Origin of the sequence: Asticcacaulis sp., assembly GCF_051956075.1 — a bacterium.
GTDB lineage: Bacteria > Pseudomonadota > Alphaproteobacteria > Caulobacterales > Caulobacteraceae > Asticcacaulis.
On sequence record NZ_JBQCGA010000027.1, the window covers coordinates 69,507 to 83,578 of the forward strand.

A 14,072-nucleotide genomic window follows, 5' to 3' on the forward strand; every position below is an offset into this window, starting at 1 on the left:
GGCGCGCCGCAATTGGCGCCAGACCTGAAACACGCCGGTCAAACTACCGTCGAACCCGCCCGTTAAGCGGCGATAAGCGAAGCCCGCTCCTTTATCGCTTTCAACGACGGAAGACAATGTTTAAACGCCTCCCGCCTTTCGCGCCTCCGATCTCGCCCACCTTAGCCCGTCACGCCATCTGGTTGTTCGCCCTGCCGCCCGTTCTGGGCGTGGCGGCCAAGCTGATGCGCTCGAAGCTGTGGTTCACCGATTATGAGGCGGTCGCCTGCGCCGGGCAGAAGGCGCTGACGGGGCAGCCAATCTATGACCTCAACCTGACCTGTCCAGGCATGCATGCCGCCAGTTTCGTGTATCTGCCCGGTGTGGCGCAAGCGGCGGGCGCCTTGCAGACCCTGTTCAGCCTTCCGGGATTTTTCTTTTTATATCTGGGACTTTATCTGATCGCCACGGCGGCTCTGGTGCTGACGCCGCTGCGTCTGGCGCCCGTAAGCGACGCGCGCGTGCAAATTCCCTTCCTGAGTTTTCTGAGCGGCAGCGCCTTTATGGGCGGCAATATCGCCGTGCTGCTGCACGGCGGCGTTCTGCTGGCGGCGCTGGCCTGGCTGGAAAGCGCGCCCTGGCTGCTGGTCGCCGTCATCGTGCTGGCGGCGTGGGTGAAACCGGTGTTTCTGACCTATCTGGCGCTGGTTCTGGTGGCCGATCTGTCGTGGCGCAAGCGCCTCGGCATGCTGGTCGGCGGCGTTGCGGCGGGGCTTGCGCCCAGCCTGATCTTCGCGCTGAACGGCGGCGATTTGGCGCAGCAATGGATGTCGCTGCTGTCGCATTTTGTCTATGATGAAACACCCGGAAACGCCTGGTTCGGCTGGCTGCAACTGGCGGGATTCGTGCCCGCCTCACTGGCGGCCAAGATCGGCTATGTCCTTTACGCAGGCGCGCTGACCAGCGCAGGTTTGGCCCTCGCCCAGATGCTGGCGCTGAACCGCCGCGAACGCTTATGGTTGGGCTTCAGTCTGGCTGTGCTGCTGATTCCCCGCCTGATGAGCGAGGATGTCTTCCTGCTGGGGCCGGGCCTGCTGATCGTCGCCAGCCGCGCCACGGCGGCGGGCGTAACCCCGCGCGGCGATGCGGTGATTCTGGCCCTGTGCTGCCTGTGCCTGGGTGGCGGTCTGAGCGAAATGGCGAGCGTGACGACGCCGCTGGCCCTGCTCGGCTTTGCGCTCTACCTCATGTGGGCGGCGGGCGCTTTGGGTCTGCGGTATCTGCGCCCGATCGGCAATGTGGTGAATGGGTGAGATCATGCTGACCACGCTCCGCGACGACGCCATCGCCTGTCTCGACCGCATTACGCAGACGCGCTGGCGGCGGGTCGCCTTCACCCTGTTTTTTCTGTTACCGATTGTCGGCAATCTGATCGCCCGCCTGCGCAAACATGGCTGGTGGCTCAACGATTTCGATGCGCTGATCTGCGGCGCCGACCATGTGCGGCGCGGCCTGTCGCCCTACGATCTGCATCCGGCATGCGCCGGAACCTGGCCCGCCGTCTATGTCTATGCGCCGCAGGTGGCGCAGGTCTTCGCGCCTATGTCGGCCTGGGGACTGGGCGTGGCGCGGCTGGTATGGTGGATCCCCAGCCTGATCGCGATGGGCTACCTGCTGTGGTATGCGGTGCTGACGCCGGTGAAGGACGCGCCATGGCGGCTGCGGCTGATGACATTGGCCGCCATCGTCGGCAGCGTCTATGCCTGCGGTAATATCGGCCTGATCCTGCACGCGCTGATCACGGCGACGGCGGTTATGTGGCTGGCGGACGCACAGCGGCCCAAGAGGTGGCCATTCGTGCTCATGGTGGTTCTGGCCGCCCTGATCAAGCCGGTCATGCTGACCTATCTGGTCGTTCTGCTGTTCGAGCGCCGCCCCTTGCCGCATCGCCTCGGCGGCGCCGTTCTGACCAGCGCGCTTGGCCTCTGCGCCATCGCCGCCGAGATGCTGACCGCTGGAACCTTCGGCGACGACTGGCGCCGGACGCTCAACATCATCGTCATGACGCAGCAGCCGGGCGTCAGCTATTTCGGCTGGCTGAACTGGCTGGGCCTGCCGCCGGGCGATCACCTGACCCTTGTGCTGGTCGCGCTGCTGATGCTGACGACCCTGCTGGCGGGCTGGATTCTGGCGGAAAGCCGCAAAGACGCCATGAGCCGGGTCGCTATCGGGCTTGGGATGGCGCAACTGCTCAATCCGCGCCTGATGGATTACGACATGATGGCGCTGGCGCCGCTGATGGCCATTGTGGTTATGGCGTCGCAAGGTCTTGGAAAGCGCTTCTTCTGGGCGATGAGTTGGGGCTTCACCCTGATCCTGGGCGTGGACGTGCTGACCAACATCTTCGAGATCAAGTCGTTCGCGCGCTCGCCCGTCACACTGTTCATCTACTGGCTGATGCTGCTGGCCGTCGCCGTGCGCATCGCAATGACGCAAAAACGCCCGGAAGGGCTTCCGGGCGTTTTCAAAGCGATATTGCAGGGTGCAGGCGTTTAGGCCGCGGCGCGCGCCTTGACCTTCAGATTGTGCAGCCTTTCGGCGACGAGGAAACTCAGCTCCAGCGCCTGATCGGCGTTGAGACGCGGGTCGCAATGCGTGTGATAACGCATGCTCAACTCGTCCTCGCTGAGCGCAAAGGCGCCGCCCGTGCATTCGGTGACGTTCTGGCCGGTCATCTCCAGGTGCATGCCGCCCGGATGTACGCCTTCCGCCGCCGCGATATCGACGAAGCTGCGCACCTCGCTGAGGATGCGGTCGAACGGGCGTGTCTTGTAGCCGTTATTGGCCTTGACGACATTGCCATGCATCGGGTCGATCGACCAGACCACCGGAACGCCGTGGTCGCGGGTCGCCGCCATCAGACGCGGCAGGCGCTCCGCCACCTTGTCCGAACCGAAGCGGCCGATCAGGGTCAGGCGGCCCGGAATCGCGTCGGGGTTCAGAGCGTCGATCAGGCGTTTCAGATCGTCGGGCTCCAGCGTCGGGCCGCACTTGACGCCGATCGGGTTCTTGATGCCCTTCATATAGTTGACGTGCGCGCCGTCCAGTTGCCGCGTGCGCTCGCCGATCCACAGCATGTGCGCCGAAGTGTCGTACCAGTCGCCCGACGTCGAATCGACGCGCGTCATCGCCTGTTCGAAATTGAGCAGCAGGGCTTCGTGCGAGGTGAAGAAATCGACCTGACGCACCTCCTGCTGGCTTTCGGACGAAATGCCGATGGCCGACATGAAGTTCAGCGTCTCGGAGATCTTGTCGGCCAGTTCGCGATAGCGCTCGCCCTGCGGGCTGCCGGTGACGAAACCGAGCGTCCACTTGTGAATATTGTAGAGGTCGGCATAGCCGCCGTTCGCAAAGGCGCGCAGCAGGTTCAGCGTCGCCGACGACTGATGGTAGGCCTTGATCAGGCGCTGCGGGTCCGGCAGGCGCGCCTCAGGCGTGAACTCCATGCCGTTGATATTGTCGCCGCGATAGCTGGGCAGGGTCACGTCGCCAATGGTCTCGGTCGCCGACGAACGCGGCTTGCCGAACTGGCCCGCAATGCGGCCGACCTTGACGACCGGCTTGCCGCCCGCAAAGGTCAGGATGACCGCCATTTGCAGGATCAGACGGAAGGTGTCGCGGATATTGTCCGCCGAGAATTCCTTGAAGCTTTCGGCGCAGTCGCCGCCTTGCAGCAGAAACGCCTCGCCCTTGGCGACCTTGCCGAGCGCCGAGGTCAGGCGACGCGCTTCACCGGCGAAGACCAGCGGCGGCAGTTGCGCCAGTTCGGCTTCTGCGGCGCTCAGGGCCTGCGCGTCAGGGTAATCGTTCGGCATATGCAGGGCCGGCAACTGGCGCCAGTCCTTGGGGGTCCACATCTTTTTCATCTGACTATCTATACTCACGCCCGGCTGTGGCTCAACCGGAAAAGCCGACGCCTTAACACAGATTGCTTATGTAGGGATATAAAATCAGCTTTAAAGGGAACAAGTTGTTGTTTAATTTGCAACCTTATGTCTGTGGCTTTCTGGCGGCGCGAACCGCCAGCAGGCCGACGATGACCGCCAGGGCGCCGGTCGAATAGAGCCAGTCGCGCCAGACGCCATAGCTGATGGTGTTGATCAGGTAAAAGACCGTCGCTGCGGCCAGCCAGTACGGTTGCGGATCGCGGACTGCAGGCGCGACGACGTTTTCCGCGCCGATTTCGATCAGGTCGTTGCTGCGCGCGGGCGCGTTCTCGCCCGACCCTTTCAGCATCCAGAAGACGCTGAACCAGAAGCCCGCCAGCAGAACTAGGCCCGGCAGGCCCAGTTCCAGCCACGCCTGCAAGGACATGTTGTGCGGGTGGTCGGGAATAATGGGCTCGAAATTGCGCGACGCCTCAAAGCCCCAGCCCCAGACCGGTTTTTGCAGCGCCTTGCCCGCCGCAAAGCTCCAGATGTCGATACGCGCCGCCCAGGACGGCAGCAGGTCCGTCTCGATCTTGTGCGCCAGACCGGACCGCATCAGCCAGACGATCAGCGGCGGAAAGGCCAGAACGGCGCCGCCGGCCAGAACGGCCAGAACACGCTCCGGCTTGACCGGACCGGCGCGCCACGGCCAGTATTTGGCGACGAAGAAGACCACGGCTGAGGCCAGCATGGCCAGAACCTGCGCATTGGTGTCGACCACAAAGGCGCAGCCGATAATCGCCGCCGCCGCGCCCCACAGAACAGCATAGTTGCGCGTCTGAACCAGGTGATAGGCCATCGGCCAGAACAGGAACATCAGCACGGCGTTGGAGTCGGACACCAGCACCACGACCATTTCCGGGCGGTTTCCGCCGAAATACTGGTTGTTGATCGCGTTGCGCAGCCCCATGAAGGACACAGTGTCCAACAACTGAATCACGGCCAGCGCGGCGAACGCCCACATCAGCCAACGCACCGGTCCGAAACTGCGCTCCGGCGGCAAACGCCACGCCGCCATAATCGCGGCCCAGCAGGCGACCCATTCAAACATCGGCGCCTGAAAATAGCGCAGCGACTTATGATAGGCCGCGCCGAGGCTCATGCCCTGGCGCACATAATCGATAAAGTCCGAGCGCGCGAACCCCAATAGCAACAGCAGGCCGAAACAGGCCGCCGGCGCCCACATGACGCCGATGGAGCGTATCTGCCCCAGCAACAGCGCCCCCATCAGGAAGGTCAGCAGCGCCATTTTGTCCGGTGCGAAAAAGGCGAACAACAGTAGGAAGGCAGCGCTGAGGCGCAGCAGCCACGGCGTATAGCCGTCATGAACGCGCCGCCACAGGCTGTGGTTGCGATCGGCGGTCAGTAAACCGGCGCTGTCTCTCATGCGCGTTTGTCCTTCAGCGTCACCAGTTCTTCGGCGGCGGTCGGATGCACGGCGCAGGTCGCGTCCCATTGCGCCTTGGTCAGTTTCGCCTTCACGGCGATCCCGGCAAGCTGGATGATCTCGCCCGCATCGCCGCCGACCATATGGACGCCGATCACGACATCGCTTTTGCGCTCAACGATCAGCTTCATGAAGATGCGGCTGTTCCCGCCGACAAAGCTGGTCTTCATCGGTTTGAAGCGCGTCGTATAGACGTCGAATTCGATGCCCTTCTCAACCGCTTCGGCTTCGGTCAGGCCGACCGTGCCGATCTGCGGCTGCGAAAACACAGCGGTCGGGATGTTCTCGTGATCATAGGCGGTCGGATTGGCCTTATAGACCGTCTCGACAAAGGCGATCGCTTCGCGGATCGCCACCGGCGTCAGATTGGCGCGGTTGGTGACGTCGCCGATGGCGTAAACATTCTCCACCTCGGTGCGCGAGAACGGATCGACCGGAACGGCGCCGTGCACGTCCGGCTTGATGCCGAGGGCGTCGAGATTGAGCCCTTCGGTCTTGGGCTTGCGCCCGGAAGCGTACAGCACCTTGTCGAAGGTCGCCGTACCGCCGGTATTGAGCGTAACTACGGTGCGCCCCTTTTCATCGAGATGCAGCTTGACCGGGTCGCATTCGGTATGAATCTTGACGCCGCGCAGGGTCATCTCGTTGCTCAGATGATCGCGCACCTCGTCGTCGAAGCCGCGCAGGATCTTCTGGCCGCGATAGAGCAGAGTCACATCGACGCCGAGGCCGTGCATGATGCCGGCGAATTCGACCGCGATATAGCCGCCGCCAACAATCGCCATGGTCTTCGGCAGTTCCGGCAGCAGGAACATGTCGTTCGAGGTCAGGCCGTGCTCGGCCACGCCCGGGCAGTGCTGCGGCAGGAAGGGCCAGCCGCCGACCGCAATCAGGATGGTGTCGGCGGTGACGCGGCGCTGGCCGCCCGACTTCGTGGTCAAAACAAGCGTATGCGCGTCCGCAAAGGCGGCGTGGGCGTTGACGATCTCAACCCCCGCCTTGACCAGATTAGCCGAATAGATCTGCGACAGCCGCGTCAGTTCGGCCTGATTGCGGTCGCGAAAGGCGTTCCAGTCGAAGCTTCCCGCTTGCGCGTCCCAGCCGAAGCCGCGCGCATAGTCGATCTGTTCGGGGACTTCGGAGGCATAGACCATGAACTTTTTCGGCACGCAGCCGCGCAGCACGCAGGTGCCGCCGGGACGGTCCTCCTCGGCCACGGCGACCTTCTTGCCGAGTTGCGCCGCCAGCCGCGCCGCCCGCACCCCGCCGGAACCGGCGCCGATCACGAACAGATCATAGTCGTACTTGGTCATAGCTTACTCCGGGCGCGCTCGCGCCTTGGATTATAAAGGTTTTTGGCCACGAAAAGCACGAAAGGACACGAAAGGGCTTGAGAACCTGGTCGGCGCTCTGAGAAAACGCCTGACATTTAACGGGGGCTTTACCGCCAAGTCTTTTTTGCTGTTATTAATGCAAGCATCTCTGCCCGCCTTTTCGTGTTCTTTCGTGCTTTTCGCGGTCAATACGACTTACGGCTCCAACGTCTTGACGCCGTCCGGGCCGCCGATCAGCGCGACCTCGGCCAGGTCGAGGAACAACCCGTGATCGACCACGCCGGTCACCGATTTGAGCGCATGCGCCAGCCCCACCGGGTCTTCGATCCGCCCGCAGGCGATATCGAATATAAGATTACCGCCGTCGGTGACAAAGGGCTGGCCGTCCTTTTTCCGCAGCACCGGCAGCATGGCGATATCGAACTCGGCCAGCACGTCGCTGATCCGGTTCACCGTGCCCTTATGCGCGAACGGCTCGACCTCGACCGGCAGGGCGAATTTTCCGAGCGTATCGACCACCTTGCCCGCATCGGCGATGACCACGCAGGTTTTGGCCTGCTCCCAGATCAGCTTTTCGCGCAGCAAAGCGCCGCCGCCGCCCTTGATCAGGGCCAGTCCCGGCCCGACCTCGTCGGCGCCATCAACGCAGACGTCGAGCGTCCCGACATCGATGATGTCCTTGATGCTCAGGCCAAGGCTTTGCGCCAGTTGCGTTGTCTGCACAGAGGTTGAAACGAGCGTCAGCTTCATGCCGTCCTGGACGCCCTGCGCGATGGCTTTGACGAACCAGGCCGCCGTCGAACCGGTGCCGAGGCCGACCTTCATGCCGTCCTTAATATACCGCATGGCGGCATCGCCCACGGCCTTCTTTTGCTCGTCGGAAGTCATTTGCCCGCCTTTTCCGCAGATTTCTGCGCCCTGAACGCCGTCGCCCAGCCCGGCTTGTCCGCCTGCTGGCCGCGCGCAATCGCCATAGCCCCCGGCGCTACGTCGCGCGTGATCACCGACCCGGACGCCGTCATCGCGCCGTCGCCGATCGTCACCGGCGCCACCAGCGACGAATTGGAGCCGATAAACGCCCTTTCGCCGATAATGGTCTTATATTTGAAATAGCCGTCATAATTGCAGAAGATCGTCCCCGCCCCGATATTGGCGCTCGCCCCGACCGATCCGTCGCCCAGATAGCTGAGATGATTGGCCTTGGCGCCCGCGCCGATCGCGACATTCTTGACTTCGACGAAGTTACCGATATGCGCGTCCCTGCCGATGTCGGCGCCGGGACGCAGACGCGCATAGGGGCCGATCTGCGCCCCCTCGCCGACATGCGCGCCCTCCAGATGCGAAAACGCCCGGATGACCGCGCCCGTGTCAATGGCAACGCCTGCGCCGAACACCACGTTCGGTTCGATGGTAACGCCTGAAGACACCTGCGTATCCCACGAAAAAAACACGGTTTCCGGCGCAGGCATATGCACGCCTGCATCCATAAAACGTCGGCGTACGCCGTCCTGCCAGACCCGCTCCGCCACCGCCAGTTCGGCCTGCGAATTGGCGCCCAGCACGTCGTCTTCGCTGGCGAAACAGACACGCGGCGTCAACCCGCGATGACGCGCCAGCCCCACCACGTCGGTCAGATAGTATTCGCCCTTGGAATTGTCGTTCTTGACCTCGGCCAGCAAAGAGAACAGCACGGAGCGGTCGCAGGCCAGTATGCCGGAATTGCAGGCGGTGATGCTCAACTGCTCCGGCGTGCATTCGCGCGCCTCGACAATCGCCTCCAACTGATCCCCATCCAGCGCGAGGCGACCGTAAGCGCCCGGATCGGCGGCCTCAAAGCCCAGCACCGCCAGATCGGCGCGGCGGCCCAGCTCGAACACCTTACCCAGCACCTCGGCGCTGACCAGAGGCGTATCGGCGTAGGAAACGATCACTGCGCCGTCAAATGCGGCCAGAGCATGCTTCGCCGCATTGACCGCATGGCCGGTGCCCAACGGCGGATCCTGCGTGACGACATTGTCGGCCCCGACGCGCTTTTCGGCGGCGACGCGCACCTCGGGGCTGTGATTTCCCACCACCACAATCACGCGGTCGCAGCCCGCGCCCTGCGCCGCGTCGATGGCGCGGTCGAGCATCGAGCGCCCGCCGACCTTATGCAGCACCTTGGGCAGCGGGGATTTCATCCGTGTACCCTGACCTGCGGCCAGAATCACGGCGGCGCGGCTTTGCGGGGAGTTTTCGGTCATAGGGCGACTCTTTTCGGCGTCTACAGCTTGCGTCGTCAGGCGATTTAGCCCAATTGATCGGCGAATTCGACGGAAATATGGAGCGGGCGGCAAAAATGGACTTGAGCGGCTACATCATCGCCTTCGATCTGGACGGCACTCTGGTGGACAGCGCGCCGGACATTATCGGCGCGCTCAACAAGGTGCTGCATGAACAGGGCGTGCAGCCCTACCATCTCGACGACGCGCGCCCGCTGATCGGTCGCGGCGCGATGGAGCTTCTCCGCCGCGCCTTCGCCCTGGCCGGAGCGCCGCTGGCGCCAGAGCAGGAAAAGCCGCTGCTCGACCTGATGCTCAAACATTATGAGCGCAATATCAACGAGCTGACCCGGCCCTATCCGGGCATGGAGGCTGCGCTCGATACGCTGGCGGCGGCGGGCGCGCGTTTTTGCGTCTGCACCAACAAGCATAACTATCTTGCGGTCGAACTGTTGAGCCGCATGGGCCTGTCGGGCCGTTTCGGCGCCGTCAGAGGCGCCGATGTCGTGCCGAACAAGAAGCCCTCGCCCGACCACCTGATCGCGGCGGTCAGCGCCATGGAGGGCGACATGAAGCGCGTGATCATGGTCGGCGACTCCGAAACCGATCACCTGACCGCGCGCAACGCGCATGTGCCGTCGGTGCTGTTCACGCATGGCTATAGCGAACGCCCGCTCGGCGAACTCTATCCCGACGCCCTGCTCGACGGCTTCGATCAGTTATCCGACGCGGTCGCAAAGCTGATCTGATCCACAGTTTTGCGAAAAACCGGCTTGCCAGCGCGCCAGCCCCGCGCTAATAGCACGCCCCTCGCACCGGTTCAGGACGTGTAGCTCAGCGGGAGAGCATTCGCTTCACACGCGAAGGGTCACAGGTTCAATCCCTGTCACGTCCACCATTCCTCCCCAATATCATCGCTAAATGATCTCAAACCGTTGTTTATTAACGGTTCTGATCATCCGCACCTCATCGTCTCCACACACCATCCCGATGCTTGTGCGGGTGGAGTGTTCCGATTTGATGATCGAGGAAGAGAGAATCCCTTAATAGAATCAAGGACTAACAGCCTTTCGGCTGTACCGATTCTTTGTACCGATTCTGTGTTCCAATCATGCGAATCCACCCTTCCAGAAAAGGATGGCGAGAACGATCAGAACACTGACGATTTTAAACGCTTGCGAGAACGCTCCGGAAAGCTTTTTGGAAAGCCATCCGGGAAGGCTTCAAAACCAGAAGCTCGCCCCAGATCGTTGGGGAGACGATCCCGCAGAGCGGGCCTGATCGTCAGGGGCACGACCTACTACGTTCGTTTGAGCGTCCCGAAATCGCTTCATGGGATCGTCGGCCGCAAGGAGTTCGTCAGATCATTAGGAACGGGACGATGCCTTGAAGCGGCGCGCAAGGCGCGCATCGTGGCTGCCGATTTCGAAAGATGGCTCACAAGCCACACAGAAGGCGATGTGGCGGCTTCACCGCCAGTCGTGGCCCCAGAAAGGGTAGCAGCCCCCTCGCCTCCCAGCTTCGCCGCAAAGCCTTCTGGGAAGACTTTGAGAGAGGTGTGCGAGGTGTTCCTGTCCGATCCTACCAAGAACCGGTCGGCAAAGGCGGCGTCAAGTTATTGGAATGCCGTCGAGATCGCCGAGGCGGTGCAAGGCAAAGCTAAGGTCATTGCCGATTATGATCGCCAGTGTGCGCGCGACATCGTGGCTATGCTGAAATGGATTCCATCCAATGCGAAGAAGCGGTTCCCAAAGCTGGACTACCGGCAAGCCGCGGAGAAAGGCCGCACCGGGCGATACCCCCTGCTGAGCGCCAAATCGGTCAATGACTACATCATCAAACTTTCCACGCTGCTGAATTTCGCCATCAATGAAGGATGGGTTGATCGCAACCCGTTCCGGGGACTTCAACTGAACGATGATGTCCATCCTCGCGACAAACGGCATCCATTCAGCAATGACCAACTGAACCGCATTTTCAATGCGCCATTGTATCGTGGATGTCAGAACGATGAAGCGGGCTACGCGACGCCCGGAAATGCGCATCCACGCCGGGGTCGCTTCTGGATACCCCTTATCGCCTTGTATAGCGGGATGCGCCTGAATGAGATTTGCCAACTTGATGTCAAGGATATCGTCGAGATTGAAGGCATCTCGTGCTTCTCGGTCAACACGGAATGCATCCGTGGGCGCGATGACAAAAAGCTGAAAACCATAAGCAGCCGTCGGATCGTGCCAGTCCACGCCAAGCTAATCGAAATTGGATTCATGGATTATGTCGCCGAACAGCGGCGTAAAAACGGCAAGAAGCTGTTCCCGGAACTGACATTGAGCACGACCGGATATTATAGCGACCCATTTTCCAAGTGGTTCGCGAGGTTCCTGAAAAGCTGCGGGGCGAATAACGCTCGAACCAGCTTCCATTCTTTTAGACACTGCTTTCGTGACGCGCTTCGTGCATCTGGTTTGGATCACGAGATCGGCCTAGCGCTCGGAGGTTGGGCAGACCAAGGTGCGAGAATGTCGGTGGCCTCGTCATTTTATGGCAACGGTCATAGCGTTGCAGCGTTGAGGGCCGCCTTGGACCGTTTGGCCTTTCCCATGCTAATTCTTCCGTGCATCGTTCAAAAAAACGCATTCTAATTCAGGTTGCGAGTCAATGCTTGGTTGCATATCGCGTCCCGCGTGTAATGATACCACCTATCGATTCTTCGAAGGTCGAATTTCATTATGGCGTCGATTCTTACCAATAATAGCGCCTTGCTCGCGGCTCAGTCGCTAAATGCCAGTAATAAGTCCTTACTGGAAACTCAAAAACAGGTTTCCACTGGACTAAAAGTGTCGTCTGCGAAAGACAATGGCGCGACTTACGCAATTGCCCAACATTTAAGGGCGGAGCGTGACAGTTGGTCAGCAGTTCAAGGTAGTTTGTCACGTGGTAAGTCTATTTTGGATGTTGCCGCCAGCGCTATCGGAAATATTCAGGACGTACTTCTCAAACTTCAAAAGGACGCAGTAAGCCTGAACGATACGTCGCTCGACAGCCAGAGCCGAACTACGATTCAAAATGAGATGCAGACCCTCATCGGACAGATGGATCAGTCTGTGAATGCCTCATCGTTCGACGGTGAAAACCTTCTGAACAGGAGCGGCAGCGCCGTTGCGGGCGAAGTTAGCTCCTTGCAACAATCCGGCCCCACACTTAGCTTACATCTTGACCAAGGTTTTGCTGCGTTGGGCGCTTGGGCACCCTTTGGATCAAACGTCACCTCGGCTTGGCATGTCGCGGATGCAGGTGGCGCTATTACGTCAATTTCAACCCCGGCCATGTATCCATCTGGAAACGGCGACCAGCACGTTGATTGGAACGTCACCCCCCCTCTACCCGCGGGAACGGTCTACTTCACATTCAACCCGGCGACAGGATATTTCGGCGTGGGTGCTTTGGGAGCCGGTGCGCCACCCGTGAGTGTTCTCTCCGATCCGTCGGGAAACTCGATTAGTCTCGGTTCGTGGGATTTGCGCAGTCAAGCCATCGGGTTGTCCGCTCTGGATTGGACGAACCCAAAAAGTGTCCTAACCGCAATAAATTCCGCTCAACAATCTGTCATGGATGCGGCGCAGGCAATCGGGTCAAAGCAAAATTTAATCGACCAAAGCATAAAGGATGCTACGTCCCAGCAAGATCAATTGACTAGCGGTATTGGCAATCTAGTGGACGCAGACATGGCGACGCAAAGCGCCAAATTACAGGCTCAGCAGGTGCAACAAGCACTGGCAACGCAGAGCCTTTCGATTGCAAATTCCCAGCCCAAATGGATTTTGGACCTCTTTAAATAGGTTGCCGTGCAATATTCGTATGAGGTGACTTTCAAGCGCAATTGGATATCCGTGGGCAAATTAGGTCTATGGATGTCTACTATTTGAAGGCAAAGGCGAGATGACCGAGTTTTTTAGAAGAGGACATGTGCGCAATGGAAGTTGGGTCGAGGGGCACAAGGTCCGCCGAGTGGATTGGAACCGGTCAGGTGGAGCCGGTTATATCCCTCCGAGAGAAGGCCATTTCCTTCCTCGGAACTCCGACTCATTCATAAACCCAAATGCGACATGTCGCATTTGCGGTAAAAAAGTTTATTATTTCCAAAATGATTACGGCAGCAAAGTATGGTTTGACAGCTTATGGCCTCATTGGGAAAAGCATCCGTGCTTTTACAAAGCCGCCGGAGAATTATATAAAAATTCACCTGTTGAACCAGCGTCATACGATACAGAAGGAGAATCTTCTTATAGACAAAAAATTACTATTCTAGTTCGAAGAAATTTTAATACATTCTTCCGTTTGACTGAAATTATTTCAGACCATTCGACGACGACATATCACAGCACACCCACCGACATGTCTAGAAAGAATCTCGATCATTTTTTTATCTGTAAGCATGGATCGGAGATATTTACCTTGGACCCCCGCAGCCTTGAAAAGGAACATCTACCTACAACAACATTTTCAGCACGTGCGGAATGGCTTTTCTTTGCTAAGCTCGGCAGAGAAAACATTGGTGATATAGAATTTTTCAAGAAATATTTAAAGAAAATAAAAATTCTGCCGAGTAAGGATCAGCTCCACATTGCCTCTTGGCTGTATGACAACACAAAATGGAATTTCAAATACATATCTATATTTTCAGGGGCACCTATTATTGAAATTGAAAAAATTTCAAACGATGGATTTCCAAAAAATAGTCCATTCTACTACAAGTTAATCGATGAACCAAAGTTTGAATTTATAAATGAAATAATTGAGAAGGGATATTTTGAATACTTTACTTTCTTAATGGAATACCCCTTGCGGAACACTCCACCCGCACAAGCATCGGGATGATGTGTGGAGACAGTGGGGTGCAGATGATCAGAACCGTTAAAACACAACGGTTTGAGATCATTTTGCGATGATTTTGGGGAGGAATGGTGGACGTGACAGGGCCGCCGCGCGGCCTTATCCAGTAAGGGTTGGAAGACGGTCATGAGCCATGCTTTTTCGACGATTTTGGTAATCGCCATCTCAG

General features: G+C 59.3%; 11 protein-coding genes and 1 tRNA gene. 7 read left to right on the forward strand and 5 right to left on the reverse strand.

Annotated features, from left to right (window positions below):
- The first annotated feature begins 116 nt into the window (after positions 1 to 116).
- Both ACTHLA_RS07210 and ACTHLA_RS07215 read left to right on the forward strand, forming a co-directional pair.
- Positions 117 to 1,292: a hypothetical protein gene (locus ACTHLA_RS07210; protein ID WP_440186676.1), complete on the forward strand. Its 1,176-nt coding sequence runs from the start codon at positions 117 to 119 to the stop codon at positions 1,290 to 1,292.
- A gap of 4 nt (positions 1,293 to 1,296) precedes the next feature.
- Complete coding sequence (locus ACTHLA_RS07215; protein ID WP_440186678.1) at positions 1,297 to 2,535, forward strand: glycosyltransferase 87 family protein; 1,239 nt, start codon at positions 1,297 to 1,299, stop codon at positions 2,533 to 2,535.
- Here ACTHLA_RS07215 and ACTHLA_RS07220 read toward each other — a convergent pair.
- The 5 genes from ACTHLA_RS07220 to glmU all read right to left on the reverse strand — a co-directional run bounded on the left by ACTHLA_RS07220 (position 2,532) and on the right by glmU (position 8,992).
- Complete coding sequence (locus tag ACTHLA_RS07220) at positions 2,532 to 3,905, reverse strand: class II 3-deoxy-7-phosphoheptulonate synthase (protein ID WP_440186680.1); 1,374 nt, start codon at positions 3,903 to 3,905, stop codon at positions 2,532 to 2,534. The two genes, ACTHLA_RS07215 and ACTHLA_RS07220, sit on opposite strands and share 4 nt — an antisense overlap.
- A gap of 124 nt (positions 3,906 to 4,029) precedes the next feature.
- Positions 4,030 to 5,355, reverse strand: coding sequence for an O-antigen ligase family protein (locus tag ACTHLA_RS07225; RefSeq protein WP_440186682.1), 1,326 nt, complete (start codon positions 5,353 to 5,355; stop codon positions 4,030 to 4,032).
- The gene (gene gorA, locus ACTHLA_RS07230; protein ID WP_440186684.1) at positions 5,352 to 6,728 is read right to left on the reverse strand and encodes a glutathione-disulfide reductase; all 1,377 of its coding nucleotides are present in this window, start codon (positions 6,726 to 6,728) and stop codon (positions 5,352 to 5,354) included. The genes ACTHLA_RS07225 and gorA overlap by 4 nt, the downstream gene beginning before the upstream one ends.
- 216 nt (positions 6,729 to 6,944) lie before the next feature.
- Complete coding sequence (rpiA, locus tag ACTHLA_RS07235; protein WP_440186686.1) at positions 6,945 to 7,637, reverse strand: ribose-5-phosphate isomerase RpiA; 693 nt, start codon at positions 7,635 to 7,637, stop codon at positions 6,945 to 6,947.
- Positions 7,634 to 8,992, reverse strand: a complete 1,359-nt coding sequence (glmU, locus tag ACTHLA_RS07240) for a bifunctional UDP-N-acetylglucosamine diphosphorylase/glucosamine-1-phosphate N-acetyltransferase GlmU (protein ID WP_440186688.1) — start codon at positions 8,990 to 8,992, stop codon at positions 7,634 to 7,636. Before glmU ends, rpiA begins: the two co-directional genes overlap by 4 nt.
- 95 nt (positions 8,993 to 9,087) lie before the next feature.
- Between glmU and gph the strand changes: the two genes are divergently transcribed.
- From gph to ACTHLA_RS07265, 5 genes are all read left to right on the forward strand, one after another.
- Complete coding sequence (gene gph, locus ACTHLA_RS07245; RefSeq protein WP_440186690.1) at positions 9,088 to 9,759, forward strand: phosphoglycolate phosphatase; 672 nt, start codon at positions 9,088 to 9,090, stop codon at positions 9,757 to 9,759.
- A 74-nt stretch (positions 9,760 to 9,833) separates the two neighbouring features.
- Positions 9,834 to 9,908 (forward strand) — tRNA-Val (locus ACTHLA_RS07250).
- Between the two features lie 37 nt (positions 9,909 to 9,945).
- Complete coding sequence (locus ACTHLA_RS07255; protein WP_440186692.1) at positions 9,946 to 11,652, forward strand: DUF6538 domain-containing protein; 1,707 nt, start codon at positions 9,946 to 9,948, stop codon at positions 11,650 to 11,652.
- Between the two features lie 87 nt (positions 11,653 to 11,739).
- A complete protein-coding gene (locus ACTHLA_RS07260; protein WP_440186694.1) occupies positions 11,740 to 12,849 on the forward strand; it encodes a flagellin N-terminal helical domain-containing protein in 1,110 nt (369 codons plus the stop codon).
- A 100-nt stretch (positions 12,850 to 12,949) separates the two neighbouring features.
- Positions 12,950 to 13,888: a hypothetical protein gene (locus tag ACTHLA_RS07265; protein ID WP_440186696.1), complete on the forward strand. Its 939-nt coding sequence runs from the start codon at positions 12,950 to 12,952 to the stop codon at positions 13,886 to 13,888.
- The last annotated feature ends 184 nt before the right edge of the window (positions 13,889 to 14,072 follow it).